The following is a 12,554-nucleotide window of genomic DNA, read 5'->3' as shown; positions in this document are numbered from 1 at the left end:
GCTATTAGCTCACGAGTGAGTCCGGGGCTCCCGTCACCACGCAGTGAGTGTGGCTGTAGATCGTCGGCATGCACATGTTGCAGTGCGTACACTTGGACAAGACACGGCCTTGACCGTCGTTGTCTTCCTCGGCCTTGATCCGGTTGAGCAGGTCCGGCTCGGCGAGCAGCGCGCGCCCCATCGCGACGAACTCGAAGCCCGCTGCCATCGCCCGGTCCATCGTCTCGCGGTTGGTGATGCCGCCCAGCAGGATGATCGGCATGCTCAGCTCGGCGCGGAACTTCTCGGCGTCGCGCATCAGATACGCCTCGTGGTACGGATACTCGCGGAAGAACTTGTTGCCGCTCATCCGGATGCCCCAGCTGATCGGGGGTTTGAAGTTCGCGGCGAACTCCTTGACCGGCGCGCCGCCGCGGAACAGGTACATCGGGTTGACCAAAGAGCTGCCCGCGGTGAGCTCGATGGCGTCCAGGCCGCCGTCCTCTTCGAGCCACTTCGCCGTCTGCAGGGACTCGTCGATCGGGATGCCGCCGCGGACACCGTCGCTCATGTTGAGTTTGGCGATGACGGCGATCTTCCGGTCGCCGTGCTTGTCGACGGCGTCGCGCACCGCGCGCACGACTCCACGGGCGACCTTGGCCCGGTTCTCCAGCGATCCGCCGAACTCGTCGGTGCGCCGGTTGATCAGCGGGGACAGGAACGAGCTGGCCAGGTAGTTGTGGCCGAGGTGAACCTCGACCGCGTCGAAGCCGGAGTCGATGGCCAGCCGTGCGGCGTTGGCATGCGCTTCGGTCACGTCGCGGATGTCGTCGATCGATGCCTTCTTGGCAAACCGCATCGACAGCGGGTTGAAGAACCGCACCGGCGCCAGCGCCTTGGCCTTGTTGGTCCGGGAGTTGGCCACCGGGCCGGCGTGGCCGATCTGGGCGCTGATCGCCGCGCCCTCGGCATGGATGGTCTCGGTCAGTTTGGTCAGTCCGGGTACGGCCTCGGGCCGCATCCAGATCTGCCAGCCGTCGGTACGGCCGCCGGGGGCCACCGCGCAGTAGGCGACGGTGGTCATGCCGACGCCGCCGGCCGCGGGCAACCGGTGATAGTTGATCAAATCCTCCGTGACCAGCGCATCAGGCGTGGACGCTTCGAAGGTGGCGGCCTTGATGATGCGGTTGCGCAGCGTCACCGGGCCGAGCTTGGCCTCACTGAAAACATCAGTGAACACATTGGGCTGGGTGTTCATATGCTGAGCCTGCCACGCGGCTGACACAATGGGGAGCGTGGGTTCCATTGTGTTGGACGGTAAGGCGACGCGCGACGAGATCTTCGTCGACCTCAAGCAGCGCGTAGCGAAGTTGACCGAAGCGGGACGGACGCCCGGCCTCGGAACCGTGTTGGTCGGTGACGACCCTGGCTCTCAGGCCTATGTGCGCGGCAAGCATGCTGACTGCGCAAAGGTCGGGATCAACTCGATCCGCCGCGACCTGCCCGCCGACATCACGCAGGCCCAGCTCGATGAGACGATCGACGAGCTCAACGCCAACCCGGACTGCACGGGCTACATCGTGCAGTTGCCGCTGCCCAAGCATCTGGATGAGAACGCCGCGCTGGAGCGCATCGACCCGGCCAAGGACGCCGACGGTCTGCATCCGACCAACCTGGGCCGACTGGTGCTCGGAAAAGATGCGCCGCTGCCGTGCACGCCGCGCGGCATAGTGCACCTGCTGCGCCGGTTCGATGTGCCGATCGCCGGCGCCCATGTCGTGGTGATCGGCCGTGGCGTCACCGTCGGCCGGCCGATGGGCCTGCTGCTGACCCGGCGCTCGGAGAACGCCACCGTGACGTTGTGCCACACCGGGACGCGGGATCTGCCCGCGCTGACCCGGCAGGCCGACATCATCATCGCCGCGGTTGGCGTGCCGCACATGGTCACCGCGGACATGGTCAAGCCGGGTGCGGCCGTCGTCGACGTCGGCGTGAGCCGGGTGGACGGCAAGCTGACCGGAGATGTGGCGCCGGACGTGTGGGACGTCGCCGGGCACGTGTCGCCCAACCCGGGCGGGGTGGGGCCGCTGACGCGGGCGTTCCTGCTGACCAACGTCGTCGAGCTCGAAGAGTCGAAACTGGCGTGACGGCAAAGGAGTTCGTCCAGAAGGTGGTCGCCGGGCAGTGGCCGATCCTCGTGGTCGGGCTGATCTTTATCGCGGCCTTCGCCTTGGTGGTGGCGGGCTATTGGCGCCGCGGCGCACTGGTGATCGGGATCGGCGTCGGTGCGGCGGCTGCGCTGCGGCTCGCGCTCACCGACGACCGGGCCGGCCTGCTTGTGGTGCGAAGCCGGACGATCGACTTCGCGACCACCGCGACCGTGAGCGCGGTGGTGCTCTACATCGCCTGGACCATCGACCCGCTGGGCACCAGCTAGTCCACCGCGGCGAACAGGGCCGCCCACTGCTGTGCGGACAAGTCCCGCGGCAGTGCCGATGGTTGAATTCCGTTGGCCTGCAACCACCGCCGATCTACGTGAGGTCGCAGGATCTGCGCCAGGCCGCGGCCCCGCGCGGTGAACACCTCGTGTGCCAGGGCCTGATATCGGCGCCGGTCGGCCGACGGGATCAGGGGTTCACCGCGGCGTTTGATGGTCAGCAGCCCGGCGTCCACACCGGGTCGTGGTCGAAACGCGTCCGCGGAAACCTTTCGTGCCAAACCGAATTCGAACCACGGCCACCACTGCGCCGTCATCATGGTGGCGCCGCCGACCGCGGCCCGCCGCCGGGCCACCTCCCACTGCATCAGCAGTACGGCGTCGGTCCAGCCCGGGCCGTGTAGCAGCCGCCGTAGGATCGCGGTGGTCAGGTGAAAGGGCAGGTTGCCCACCACCACGTGCGGCATTGCGGGTAGTCGGTACTGCAGAAAATCTGCACTTACCACCTCGGCCGAGGTTCGGTCCGCCAATCGTCGAGCCCGCCGCCGGTCGATCTCGATGGCGGTCAGCGGCCGGTCCAGCCGTTGCAGCGGCAGGGTGAGCGCGCCGTCGCCGGCGCCGATCTCGACGATGGGACCTGTTGTGTGCGAGACGATTCTGACGATGTCGGCGACCACGCGTCGGTCGCACAGGAAATTCTGGCCGTACTCGTGCCGGCCGTGATGAGTTGAAGACACGAATGCTCCGCGCTCGCAGGGACAAAGCTGCTGCGGCGGACGTTCCTGGAAAGTGAAGATCCGCCGGTTATGTGGTGCGCAAGCGGATGTAGGTCACTGACATGCCTGCCACGGTAGGCAGAGTGGCGGCCTGGCCTCAACTGATTTTCACAGGAAATGCCCAGGGGGCAATATTGCCCAACGGGCAGTATTTGGTCTACCGTGCAGACATGGCACCCGGACTGCGAGAACGCAAGAAGCTCGATACCCGCAGGGCGCTGAGCGATGCCGCGCTGAGCCTGGCGTTCGAACGTGGGTTGGAGAACGTCACCCGCGAGGACATCGCCAACCTGGCAGGCGTTTCGCTGCGCACGTTCACCAACTACTTCGCCGGCAAGTACGACGCGCTCGGATACCGGCAGCAGGAACGCATGCGCTGCAGCATCGACATGCTGCGCGAGCGCCCCGCCGACGAGCCGTTGTGGACCGCCATCACCGAATCGGTGATTAAACCGTTGGACGCCGACATGTCCGACGTCTACGGTGCGGAGAGCGCGCTGCCGACCCGTCAGCAGCTGGCCGAGGTTCGAAAACTGCTGATGATCCCGGAGATTCGCGACGCCACCTTTCGGGGGATGAACGACGAGTGGGTCGCGGCGATCGCCGAGCGGACCGGCACGGATGCCGAGCGCGATATGTACCCGCGGCTCGTGGCCGCCGTCGTCCGGGCGGTCGGCGATGTCGCGATGGACGAGTACGGGAACTCTGATCCGCCGGTGGCATTCACGTCACTGCTGCGCAAAGGGTTCGCGGCGGTGGCCGCGGGCCTGCCGGAACCGGGAGGGAAGAAATGAAACACACAACAGATCGGGTAGATGTCGTCATCTCGGGCGCGGGGCCCAACGGCCTGCTGGTGGCGGGGGAGTTGGCCCTGGCCGGTTTGCGGCCGGTGGTGCTCGAGCAGCTGGCTGAGCCCAGCCCGGAACTCAAGGCCAATGGCATTGTCGGACAGGCCAATCGCGTGCTCGACCTTCGCGGCTTGTATCAGACGCTGAGCGGGTCGGATGCGCCTCCGCAACCAATGGACGGCTACATCTTCGCGGGCATGCAGGTGCCGTTCACCGACGTCGTGGACAACCCCATGTACGGCATGCTGATTCAACAGCCCCGAGTGGTGCGCGAACTGGCGGACTGGGTTCGGGGCCTGGGGGCTGAGATCCGGTGGGGACATGAACTCACCGATTTCGAGCAGGGATCCGACGGCGTGGTTCTCGATGTCTCTTCGTCTGAGGGGAACTACCGGTTGCCGGCGACCTACCTCGTCGGGGCTGACGGTGGCCGCAGTCCGGTCAGGAAGAAGGCGGGCATCGACTTTCCCGGGCTGACCACCGATGTCATAGCGCGGGTGGCCCACATCAGCCTGCCGGACGAGTTGCGCACCGGTTACGGTGCGCTGAACGTCCCGGGTGTCGGGCAAATCCCGTTCGGTCACAACCGGTTCGAAGGCGGTGTGCTGATCTATGCCGAGTTCCAGGCGGGCCGCTCGATGCTCGGGACCATCGAATACGGTTCGGTCCTGCCCGACGACGCCCCTGAGTTGACCATCGACGAACTGCGCGAGAGCGTGAAGCGGGTGGTCGGCGCCGACCTGCCGATCCAACCACCGAGCGGGCCGGGGCCGCACGCCCTGCGGCGGATCAATGGTCAGAACACCCGTCAGGCCGCGCAGTACCGCGCCGGCAATGTCTTCCTGGTGGGCGATGCCGCCCATGTCCATTCGGCGATGGGCGGGCCCGGCCTGAACCTGGGCATGCAGGATGCGATGAACCTGGGCTGGAAACTCGCCGCCGCCGTGCAGGGGTGGGCGCCGGACGGTTTGCTGGACAGCTATCACAGTGAGCGCTGGCCGGCCGGGCAGCGGGTGATGATGCATTCGATGGCTCAGGCCGCCCTGATGGCTGCCGGTCCCGAAGTCACGGCGCTCCGAACGCTTTTCGGTGAGCTGCTGGCGACGCCGGACGGCTCATCCCATATCGCCGGCGTGCTTGCCGGTTCCGATGTCCGCTACGACGTCGGCGATGAGCACAGGCTGTCCGGGCGCTTCGTCCCGGCGTTGACGTTGTCCGACGGCCGCCGGATCGCGCAACTGTTGCACCGCGGACGTCCCGTACTGCTCGACCTGTCCGGCGGCGGCTGTGCCGACGCGGTCTCGGGCTGGCAGGATCGGGTGGACGTCGTCGAGGCGACCGTTGCCGATCGGCCTGCCGCGGCGTTGTTGATCCGACCCGATGGCTACGTCGCCTGGGCCACAGACGAATTCGACGGGGAAGGGCTGCGTGCGGCGCTGGAGCGCTGGTTCGGTGCGGAGACCGAGATGGCCGCGCTCAGCGCCTGAGAGCGCGGCGCAGGACGCCGGGATGGCGGACGAGTTTCGGTCCGAGCCGCATGGCGAACACCGTGGTCGCAAGCCACGGCCGCAGGTGCGGACGCAGGCGTCGGATCCGCCCGCTTCCATCGAGTTCGAACACCAGCGCATCGGTGATGGTGACGCCGCCAACCCGGCCCTCGCTTATCGCGACGCGGGTCGGGCCATCGCCGATCACTTCGTCCCAGGTGAGGTCTCGCAGGCCGCCGTACACCGCGCCGAGGAGCTGCCGAAGGTCGTCGTGTCCCCGGAACACCATTCGGCCGGAGAGCGGTGAGACCAGCTCTGCGTCGGGCGCGAGGGTCGCGACGAGCGCGTCGAGGTCGTTGGTGCGGGTGGCGTCGCAGAACGCGGTGACCGAATCGGTAGTCGTTGTCATGCCCTGTCCTCACCTCGATTGCGATTTGCAATCTACTCAACCGTAGTTCATTGCGAATTGCAATGGGCTACGGTTGAGGGGTGCCGAAACAGTCCTTCAGCGACATCTCGTGCTCGATCGCACGTGCTGTCGAGGTGGTGGGGCAGCGGTGGACGCCGCTGGTCCTGCGTGACCTGTTCGCAGGGATGACGCGGTTCGAGGACATCCGGCGCGATCTCGGTATCGCCTCGAACATCCTGGCCGCGCGTCTGGACGAACTCGAACGCCACGGGGTGGTGGAACGACGCCGGTACCAGAGTGCACCACCGCGCTACGAGTACCTGCTCACCGACAAAGGACGCGATCTGTACCCGGTGATCGCGACACTGCTCGCCTGGGGAGACAAATGGCTGGGTGACGCGGACGGACCACCGGCGCTGATCGTCCACAGCGAATGCGGTCGCGTCACTACGGCCAAGACCGTGTGTGCACAGTGCGGCGGCGAACTCGACGCGGCGACGGCAACGGCCGCCCCGGGCCCCGGGGCCCGCCCCGGCCCCGGCACCGCCGTCATTGGCGAGTTCATCCTCGGCCGCTCAACGGGCTAGGCCAGACTGGCCCGGATACCCACGGTGACGTAGGGCAGCGCCAGCCCCGAAGAGTTGGCCAGCGCGGGGTGAGTGGCGAGCAGCTCGCGAACCTGGTCCAGCGTCCTGGTGCGCACCTTCTCCGGTGAGGTGATGCAGTAGCTGCGGGAGGCCACCAGATCGATGAGGGCCTGGGGCGTCAGGTAACTCGTCCACTCCACCTGATGCCGTTCGATCTCGCCGAATGGCGCGGCCAGTGTCACCTCACTGTTGAACGGATCGTGCTCGGGGCCGATGATGCGGCCCAGATCCTTGACCCAGCCCAGCCGTTCGTCGCGGGTGTTCCAGACCAGGCCCAGCCGGCCGCCGGGGCGCAGCACCCGGCTGACCTCCTTGACGGCCCGCTCGGGGTCGAACCAGTGCCAGGCCTGGGCCACCAGAACCGCGTCGACGCTGTTGTCGGCCAACGGGATCTCCTCGGCCGTGCCCAGCAGTGCCGGCGTATCCGGCAGTGAGTTCGATAGCAGCTCAAGCATTTCCGGGATGGGATCGACGGCGATCACGTCCAGCCCGCGCTCGACGAGCCGGGTCGTCAACTTGCCGGTGCCTGCGCCCAGGTCCAGCACGTCGTGGGCTCCCTCGGGGAGCAGCCAGTCGATCGCTTCCGGCGGATACGACGGCCGGCCGCGTTCATATGCCGCGGCTTCTGAGCCGAAGGACAGGGAACGCTGTTTGGGCGAGCTCACCGCTGTGCCAACTCCAGTGTGCGGCGGATCAGCTTGCCCACCACTTCCGTCTCGACCAGGAAGCCGTCGTGACCGTACGCCGAGTCGACGACGTCCAGGCCGTTGCAGCCGGGCAGTAGCTCGGCCAGTTCCTGCTGTAGCCGGATGGGGTAGAGCCGGTCGGAGGTGATCCCGCCGACGATGACGGGCACCGGACAACTCCGCAGCGCACTGGAAACTCCGCCGCGGCCGCGGCCCACATCGTGGGTCGACAGCGCATCCGAGAGGGCCACATAGGTGCCCGGGTCGAATCGGCGGGCCAATTTACCGCCCTGGTATTCCAGGTAGCTCTGCACCCCGTAGCGCCCTCCGTTGGTCGGGTCCTCGTCACCCTGGGCGTCATTGGCGAACCGCTCGTCGAGTTCTTCCTCGCCGCGGTAGGTCAGGTGCGCGAAGCGCCGGGCGATCTCCATGCCGGCCAGCGGGGTCCGGCCGGTGTCGTGGTAGTCCCCGCCCTGCCAGTCCGGATCGGCCTTTATCGCGGCCACCTGGGCGCTCTGGGTGCCGATCTGATCGGCGGTGGCACGGGCGCCGACGGCCAGGACAAGGCCGGCCCGGACTTCCTCGGGATGCCCGACGAGCCATTCCAGCGCGCGGGCTCCACCCATCGACCCGCCGACCACCGCGGCCACCTCGGTGATGCCGAAGGCTGCCAGTGCGGCCCGGTCGGCCTCGACCTGGTCGCGGATCGTGATCTGGGGAAACCTTGAGCCCCAGGGCTTTCCGTCGGGGGCGATCGAGCCGGGGCCGGTGGACCCGCGGCAGCCGCCGAGCACGTTGGTCGAAATCGCGCACCACTGATCGGTGTCGATCGGGGCGCCCGGTCCGGCCACCCCGTCCCACCAGCCTGCGGTCGGGTGACCGTCGCCGGCCGGTCCCGTGACGTGGGAGTCGCCGGTCAGCGCGTGCAGCACCATCACCACGTTGTCGCGTGCGGGTGACAGCTCACCCCAGCGCTGCACGGCGATCGACACGTCGGGCAGGACGGTGCCGTTCTCGAGCGTGAGCGCACCGATGTGCACCACGCTGATCTCGCCTTCGGTAGGCAAAGGGAGGGTGGACACGGCTGGTTCTTCGGTGATCGTCATGCCGGTCTTCTCTCGCCGTCCTACACCGTCGCCGCAGTCTGCGGCACGCCGCTGAACGGACGGGCGGCGGCGAACCCCTGCTCCAGGTCGGCCAGGATGTCGTCGATTCCCTCGATGCCGACGGCCAACCGGACCAGGCCGGGCGTGACGCCGGTAGACAGCTGCTCCTCGGGGGAGAGCTGCGCGTGTGTGGTCGAGGCGGGGTGGATCACCAGGGAACGCACGTCACCGATGTTGGCGACGTGGCTGTGGAGGGTCAGGGCGTTGACGAACGCCTTTCCGGCCTCGATCCCGCCCTCCAGCTCGAACGCCAGCACCGCGCCCGTGCCCTTCGGGGCGATGGTCCGGCCCAGCTCGTACCAGGGTGAGGTGGGGAGTCCGGCGTAGTTCACCGAGGTGACGCCGGAGTGCCCGGCCAGGTACTCGGCGACTTTCTGCGCATTGGCCACGTGGCGTTCAACACGCAGGGACAGCGTTTCCAATCCCTGCGAGATCAAAAAGGCATTGAAGGGGGAGATGGAGCTGCCCAGGTCGCGCAGCAGCTGCACCCGGGCCTTCAGGGCGTAGGCGGGCGCACCGAGCTCGGCGAAGACCACGCCGTGGTAGCTGGGATCCGGTGTGGTGAAGCCGGGGTGGCGGCCCTGCGTCCAGTCGAAGTTGCCGCTGTCGACGATCACGCCGGCGATCGCCGAGCCGTGGCCGCCCAGGTATTTGGTCGCCGAGTGCACCACGATGTCGGCGCCGAGCGCGATCGGCTGGATCAGGTACGGGGTGGCGATGGTGTTGTCGACGATCAGCGGGACACCGTTCTCGTGTGCCACGGCGGACACATTCGGGATGTCGAGGATGTCGATTTGAGGGTTGGAGATGGTCTCGCCGAAGAAGGCCTTGGTGTTCGGCCGTACCGCAGCCCGCCAGCTGTCCAGGCTGTCGGGGTCGTCGACGAAGCTGACCTCGATGCCCAGCTTGGGCAGCGTGTAGTGGAACAGGTTGTATGTGCCGCCGTACAGGCGCGGGCTGGACACGATGTGGTCACCGGCGCCGGCCAGGTTGAGGATCGCGAACGTTTCGGCGGCCTGGCCCGAGGACAGGAGCAGGGCGGCGACGCCGCCTTCGAGTGCGGCGATGCGCTGCTCGACGACGTCGGTGGTGGGGTTCATGATCCGGGTGTAGATGTTGCCCGGCTCGGCCAGCCCGAACAGGGCGGCGGCGTGGTCGGTGCTGTCGAAGGTGTAGGACGTGGTCTGGTAGATCGGCAGGGCCCGGGCCTTCGTGGCGGTGTCAGGGCTCTGGCCGGCATGGACCTGCTTGGTCTCGAACGACCAGTTCGCGACGTTGTCTGGGGTTGTCATGGCTAGGTGTCTCCTCCGGTGACGGGATGAGGGTCACGAGATCGGGAAGGTAGAAATGTGGTCGGCTACTGGGAGTCGCGCCTGTCGTCAGCGACGACAGGCAGCAGACACCAACAATTCACGGACACATACATATGGGTGGCCTCCATCAGGTTTCCCTGTCTGTCTGGGGCCCGTACCTTCGGACCCGCGCTTGCCTTACAGCCGCGAACGACTGCTCAACCTGGTCATCACCCGGGGCACCCCACCGCGGTTGGAGGGTTGCCGGCCAGCAAGCCGGGGCTTGATGCTGACACTCATGACCGGTCTGCAGCTTATCGCAACGCGCTGAGGCCATGCCAGTCGGTTGTCCGGGGTGTTTGCCGGTTCTGCACGGGCGGGACTGAAACACGTTCAGTTCGGGGGGCGTGTGGGGCTGTTTGATGCCTGGACGCAAGCCGAAGTTACTGGTCAGTAATGAAAGCTGCTCCTTCGAGGTGCTGCCCGCCCTTGTAGTCTGGCCGCGATACAGAGCAGCGAATAACCACGAGTGACAACGAGTGATCCTCGTCGAACCGAGACTGACGCCGGGAGAGCAACCATGACTGCCCAGCAGCCGACCATCATCTACACGCTGACCGACGAGGCGCCGCTGCTTGCGACGTACTCCTTCTTGCCGATCGTCCGCGCCTTTGCAGAGCCGGCGGGTATCGATATCCAGACCAGTGACATCTCGGTGGCGGCCCGCATCCTGGCCGAATTCGGTGACTACCTGACCGACGACCAGAAGGTGCCCGACAACCTCGGCGAACTCGGTCGTCTCACCCAGCTGCCCGAGACCAACATCATCAAGCTGCCCAACATCAGCGCCTCGGTCCCGCAGCTCATGGCCGCGGTCAAGGAGCTGCAGGGGAAGGGCTACGCCATCCCGGACTACCCGGGTGACCCGAAGACCGACGAAGAGAAGGCGATCCGCGATCGCTACTCGAAGATCCTCGGCAGCGCGGTGAACCCCGTTCTGCGCGAAGGCAACTCGGACCGTCGTGCCCCGAAGGCGGTCAAGGAGTACGCGCGCAAGCACCCGCACAGCATGGGCAAGTGGTCGCAGGCCTCGCGGACCCACGTGGCCACCATGAAGGACGGCGACTTCTACCACGGTGAGAAGTCGATGACGCTGGACAAGGCGCGCAAGGTACGCATGGAGCTGGAGACCACCTCTGGCGAGACCATCGTCTTGAAGCCCGAGGTGAAGCTCGACGCGGGCGACGTCATCGACTCCATGTACATGAGCAAGAAGGCGCTGATCGAGTTCTACGAGGAGCAGATCGAGGACGCCTACAAGACCGGCGTGATGTTCTCGCTGCACGTCAAGGCGACCATGATGAAGGTCAGCCACCCGATCGTGTTCGGCCACGCCGTCAAGGTCTTCTACAAGGACGCCTTCGCCAAGCACGAGAAGCTCTTCGACGAGCTCGGCGTCAACGTGAACAACGGTCTGTCGGATCTCTACAGCAAGATCGAGGCCCTGCCCGCCTCGCAGCGTGAGGAGATCATCGAGGACCTGCACCGCTGCCACGAGCACCGGCCCGAGCTGGCCATGGTGGACTCGGCCAAGGGCATCTCGAACTTCCACTCGCCCAGCGATGTCATCGTCGATGCGTCGATGCCGGCGATGATCCGCCTCGGCGGCAAGATGTATGGCGCCGACGGCCGCACCAAGGACACCAAGGCCGTCAACCCCGAGTCGACGTTCTCCCGGATGTACCAGGAGATGATCAACTTCTGTAAGACCAACGGCCAGTTCGATCCGACCACGATGGGCACCGTTCCCAACGTCGGCCTGATGGCGCAGAAGGCCGAGGAGTACGGCAGCCACGACAAGACCTTCGAGATTCCCGAGGCAGGTGTCGCCAAGATCGTCGACATCGACTCCGGTGAGGTGCTGCTGAGCCAGGAGGTCGAAGAGGGCGACATCTGGCGGATGCCGATCGTCAAGGACGCCCCGATCCGCGACTGGGTCAAGCTGGCCGTCAACCGGGCCCGGTTATCCGGCATGACGTGTGTGTTCTGGCTCGACGACGAGCGCCCGCACGAGAACGAGCTGCGCAAGAAGGTCAAGGCGTACCTCAAGGAAGAGGACACCGAGGGCCTGGACATCACGATCCTGCCGCAGGTGTGGGCCATGCGGTACACGCTTGAGCGCGTGATTCGCGGGCAGGACACCATCGCCGCGACCGGCAACATCCTGCGTGACTACCTGACCGACCTGTTCCCGATCCTGGAGCTGGGCACCAGCGCCAAGATGCTCTCGATCGTGCCGCTGATGGCCGGCGGTGGTCTGTACGAGACCGGTGCCGGTGGTTCGGCGCCCAAGCACGTTCATCAGCTCGTCGAGGAGAACCACCTGCGCTGGGATTCGCTGGGCGAGTTCCTCGCGCTGGGTGCCAGCCTCGAGGACCTGGGCAACAAGCTGGACAACGACAAGGCCAAGGTGCTGGCCACCGCGCTGGACACCGCGACCGGGGAGTTGTTGGACGAGAACAAGTCCCCGTCGCGCAAGACCGGTGAGCTCGACAACCGCGGCAGCCAGTTCTACCTCGCGCTGTACTGGGCGCAGGCGCTGGCCGAGCAGACCGAGGACAAGGAGCTGGCCGCGCACTTCGCACCGCTGGCCAAGGCGCTCGGCGAGCAGGAGCAGGCCATCGTCGCCGAACTCAATGCGGCGCAGGGCAAGCCGGCCGACATCGGCGGCTACTACTACCCGGACCCCGAGAAGACCGCCGCCGTGATGCGTCCGAGCAAGACGCTCAACGACGTGCTGGCGGCTTCCGAGAAGGTCTAACCGCTG

12 protein-coding genes and 1 riboswitch are annotated in these 12,554 nt (G+C 66.6%); of the genes, 6 read left to right on the top strand and 6 right to left on the bottom strand.

What is annotated here, in order from left to right:
- Positions 1-4: 4 nt before the first annotated feature.
- On the bottom strand, positions 5-1,237 hold the full coding sequence (locus ACWEFV_RS12405) for an NADH:flavin oxidoreductase (protein ID WP_450070388.1): 1,233 nt from the start codon (positions 1,235-1,237) through the stop codon (positions 5-7).
- Positions 1,238-1,274: 37 nt separating this feature from the next.
- Here ACWEFV_RS12405 and ACWEFV_RS12400 point away from each other — a divergent pair, with 37 nt between their 5' ends.
- Positions 1,275-2,126, top strand: a complete 852-nt coding sequence (locus ACWEFV_RS12400; protein ID WP_036445663.1) for a bifunctional methylenetetrahydrofolate dehydrogenase/methenyltetrahydrofolate cyclohydrolase — start codon at positions 1,275-1,277, stop codon at positions 2,124-2,126.
- The gene (locus ACWEFV_RS12395) at positions 2,123-2,416 is read left to right on the top strand and encodes a DUF3017 domain-containing protein (RefSeq protein ID WP_036440671.1); all 294 of its coding nucleotides are present in this window, start codon (positions 2,123-2,125) and stop codon (positions 2,414-2,416) included. Before ACWEFV_RS12400 ends, ACWEFV_RS12395 begins: the two co-directional genes overlap by 4 nt.
- Here the strand turns inward: ACWEFV_RS12395 and erm are convergent.
- On the bottom strand, positions 2,413-3,153 hold the full coding sequence (gene erm / locus ACWEFV_RS12390; RefSeq protein ID WP_450070387.1) for a 23S ribosomal RNA methyltransferase Erm: 741 nt from the start codon (positions 3,151-3,153) through the stop codon (positions 2,413-2,415). The two genes, ACWEFV_RS12395 and erm, sit on opposite strands and share 4 nt — an antisense overlap.
- Positions 3,154-3,362: 209 nt before the next feature.
- Between erm and ACWEFV_RS12385 the strand changes: the two genes are divergently transcribed.
- Both ACWEFV_RS12385 and ACWEFV_RS12380 read left to right on the top strand, forming a co-directional pair.
- Positions 3,363-3,986, top strand: a complete 624-nt coding sequence (locus tag ACWEFV_RS12385) for a TetR/AcrR family transcriptional regulator (RefSeq protein WP_450070386.1) — start codon at positions 3,363-3,365, stop codon at positions 3,984-3,986.
- Positions 3,983-5,527: an FAD-dependent monooxygenase gene (locus ACWEFV_RS12380; protein ID WP_450070385.1), complete on the top strand. Its 1,545-nt coding sequence runs from the start codon at positions 3,983-3,985 to the stop codon at positions 5,525-5,527. Before ACWEFV_RS12385 ends, ACWEFV_RS12380 begins: the two co-directional genes overlap by 4 nt.
- Here the strand turns inward: ACWEFV_RS12380 and ACWEFV_RS12375 are convergent.
- Positions 5,517-5,936, bottom strand: coding sequence for a nuclear transport factor 2 family protein (locus tag ACWEFV_RS12375; protein WP_450070384.1), 420 nt, complete (start codon positions 5,934-5,936; stop codon positions 5,517-5,519). The genes ACWEFV_RS12380 and ACWEFV_RS12375 overlap by 11 nt on opposite strands.
- An 80-nt stretch (positions 5,937-6,016) precedes the next feature.
- Here ACWEFV_RS12375 and ACWEFV_RS12370 point away from each other — a divergent pair, with 80 nt between their 5' ends.
- Entirely contained in the window at positions 6,017-6,523 is a 507-nt protein-coding gene (locus ACWEFV_RS12370; RefSeq protein WP_135453086.1) for a winged helix-turn-helix transcriptional regulator, read from the top strand.
- Here the strand turns inward: ACWEFV_RS12370 and ACWEFV_RS12365 are convergent.
- The 3 genes from ACWEFV_RS12365 to ACWEFV_RS12355 are packed head-to-tail and all read right to left on the bottom strand — an operon-like array spanning position 6,520 to position 9,727.
- Positions 6,520-7,248, bottom strand: a complete 729-nt coding sequence (locus tag ACWEFV_RS12365) for a class I SAM-dependent methyltransferase (protein ID WP_450070383.1) — start codon at positions 7,246-7,248, stop codon at positions 6,520-6,522. The genes ACWEFV_RS12370 and ACWEFV_RS12365 overlap by 4 nt on opposite strands.
- Complete coding sequence (gene metX, locus ACWEFV_RS12360) at positions 7,245-8,375, bottom strand: homoserine O-acetyltransferase MetX (RefSeq protein ID WP_450070382.1); 1,131 nt, start codon at positions 8,373-8,375, stop codon at positions 7,245-7,247. Before metX ends, ACWEFV_RS12365 begins: the two co-directional genes overlap by 4 nt.
- Positions 8,376-8,395: 20 nt before the next feature.
- On the bottom strand, positions 8,396-9,727 hold the full coding sequence (locus ACWEFV_RS12355; protein ID WP_450070381.1) for a bifunctional o-acetylhomoserine/o-acetylserine sulfhydrylase: 1,332 nt from the start codon (positions 9,725-9,727) through the stop codon (positions 8,396-8,398).
- A 184-nt stretch (positions 9,728-9,911) separates the two neighbouring features.
- Positions 9,912-10,031: riboswitch (SAM riboswitch) on the bottom strand.
- 276 nt (positions 10,032-10,307) lie between these two features.
- Between ACWEFV_RS12355 and ACWEFV_RS12350 the strand changes: the two genes are divergently transcribed.
- Positions 10,308-12,548 carry an NADP-dependent isocitrate dehydrogenase gene (locus tag ACWEFV_RS12350; protein ID WP_450070380.1) on the top strand — a complete coding sequence of 747 codons (2,241 nt, stop codon included), beginning with the start codon at positions 10,308-10,310 and terminating at the stop codon, positions 12,546-12,548.
- Positions 12,549-12,554: the final 6 nt, after the last annotated feature.

It is taken from the genome of Mycobacterium sp. NPDC004974 (assembly GCF_053600815.1).
This window is presented reverse-complemented; position numbering and strand designations above follow the sequence as displayed.

Excerpts from the sequence above, each read along its gene's own strand:
- ACWEFV_RS12380 (WP_450070385.1), top strand. The coding sequence starts at position 3,983 with ATGAAACACACAACAGATCGGGTAGATGTCGTCATCTCGGGCGCGGGG.
- metX (WP_450070382.1), bottom strand. The coding sequence starts at position 8,375 with ATGACGATCACCGAAGAACCAGCCGTGTCCACCCTCCCTTTGCCTACC.
- ACWEFV_RS12375 (WP_450070384.1), bottom strand. The coding sequence starts at position 5,936 with ATGACAACGACTACCGATTCGGTCACCGCGTTCTGCGACGCCACCCGC.
- ACWEFV_RS12350 (WP_450070380.1), top strand. The coding sequence starts at position 10,308 with ATGACTGCCCAGCAGCCGACCATCATCTACACGCTGACCGACGAGGCG.
- ACWEFV_RS12405 (WP_450070388.1), bottom strand. The coding sequence starts at position 1,237 with ATGAACACCCAGCCCAATGTGTTCACTGATGTTTTCAGTGAGGCCAAG.
- ACWEFV_RS12355 (WP_450070381.1), bottom strand. The coding sequence starts at position 9,727 with ATGACAACCCCAGACAACGTCGCGAACTGGTCGTTCGAGACCAAGCAG.
- ACWEFV_RS12385 (WP_450070386.1), top strand. The coding sequence starts at position 3,363 with ATGGCACCCGGACTGCGAGAACGCAAGAAGCTCGATACCCGCAGGGCG.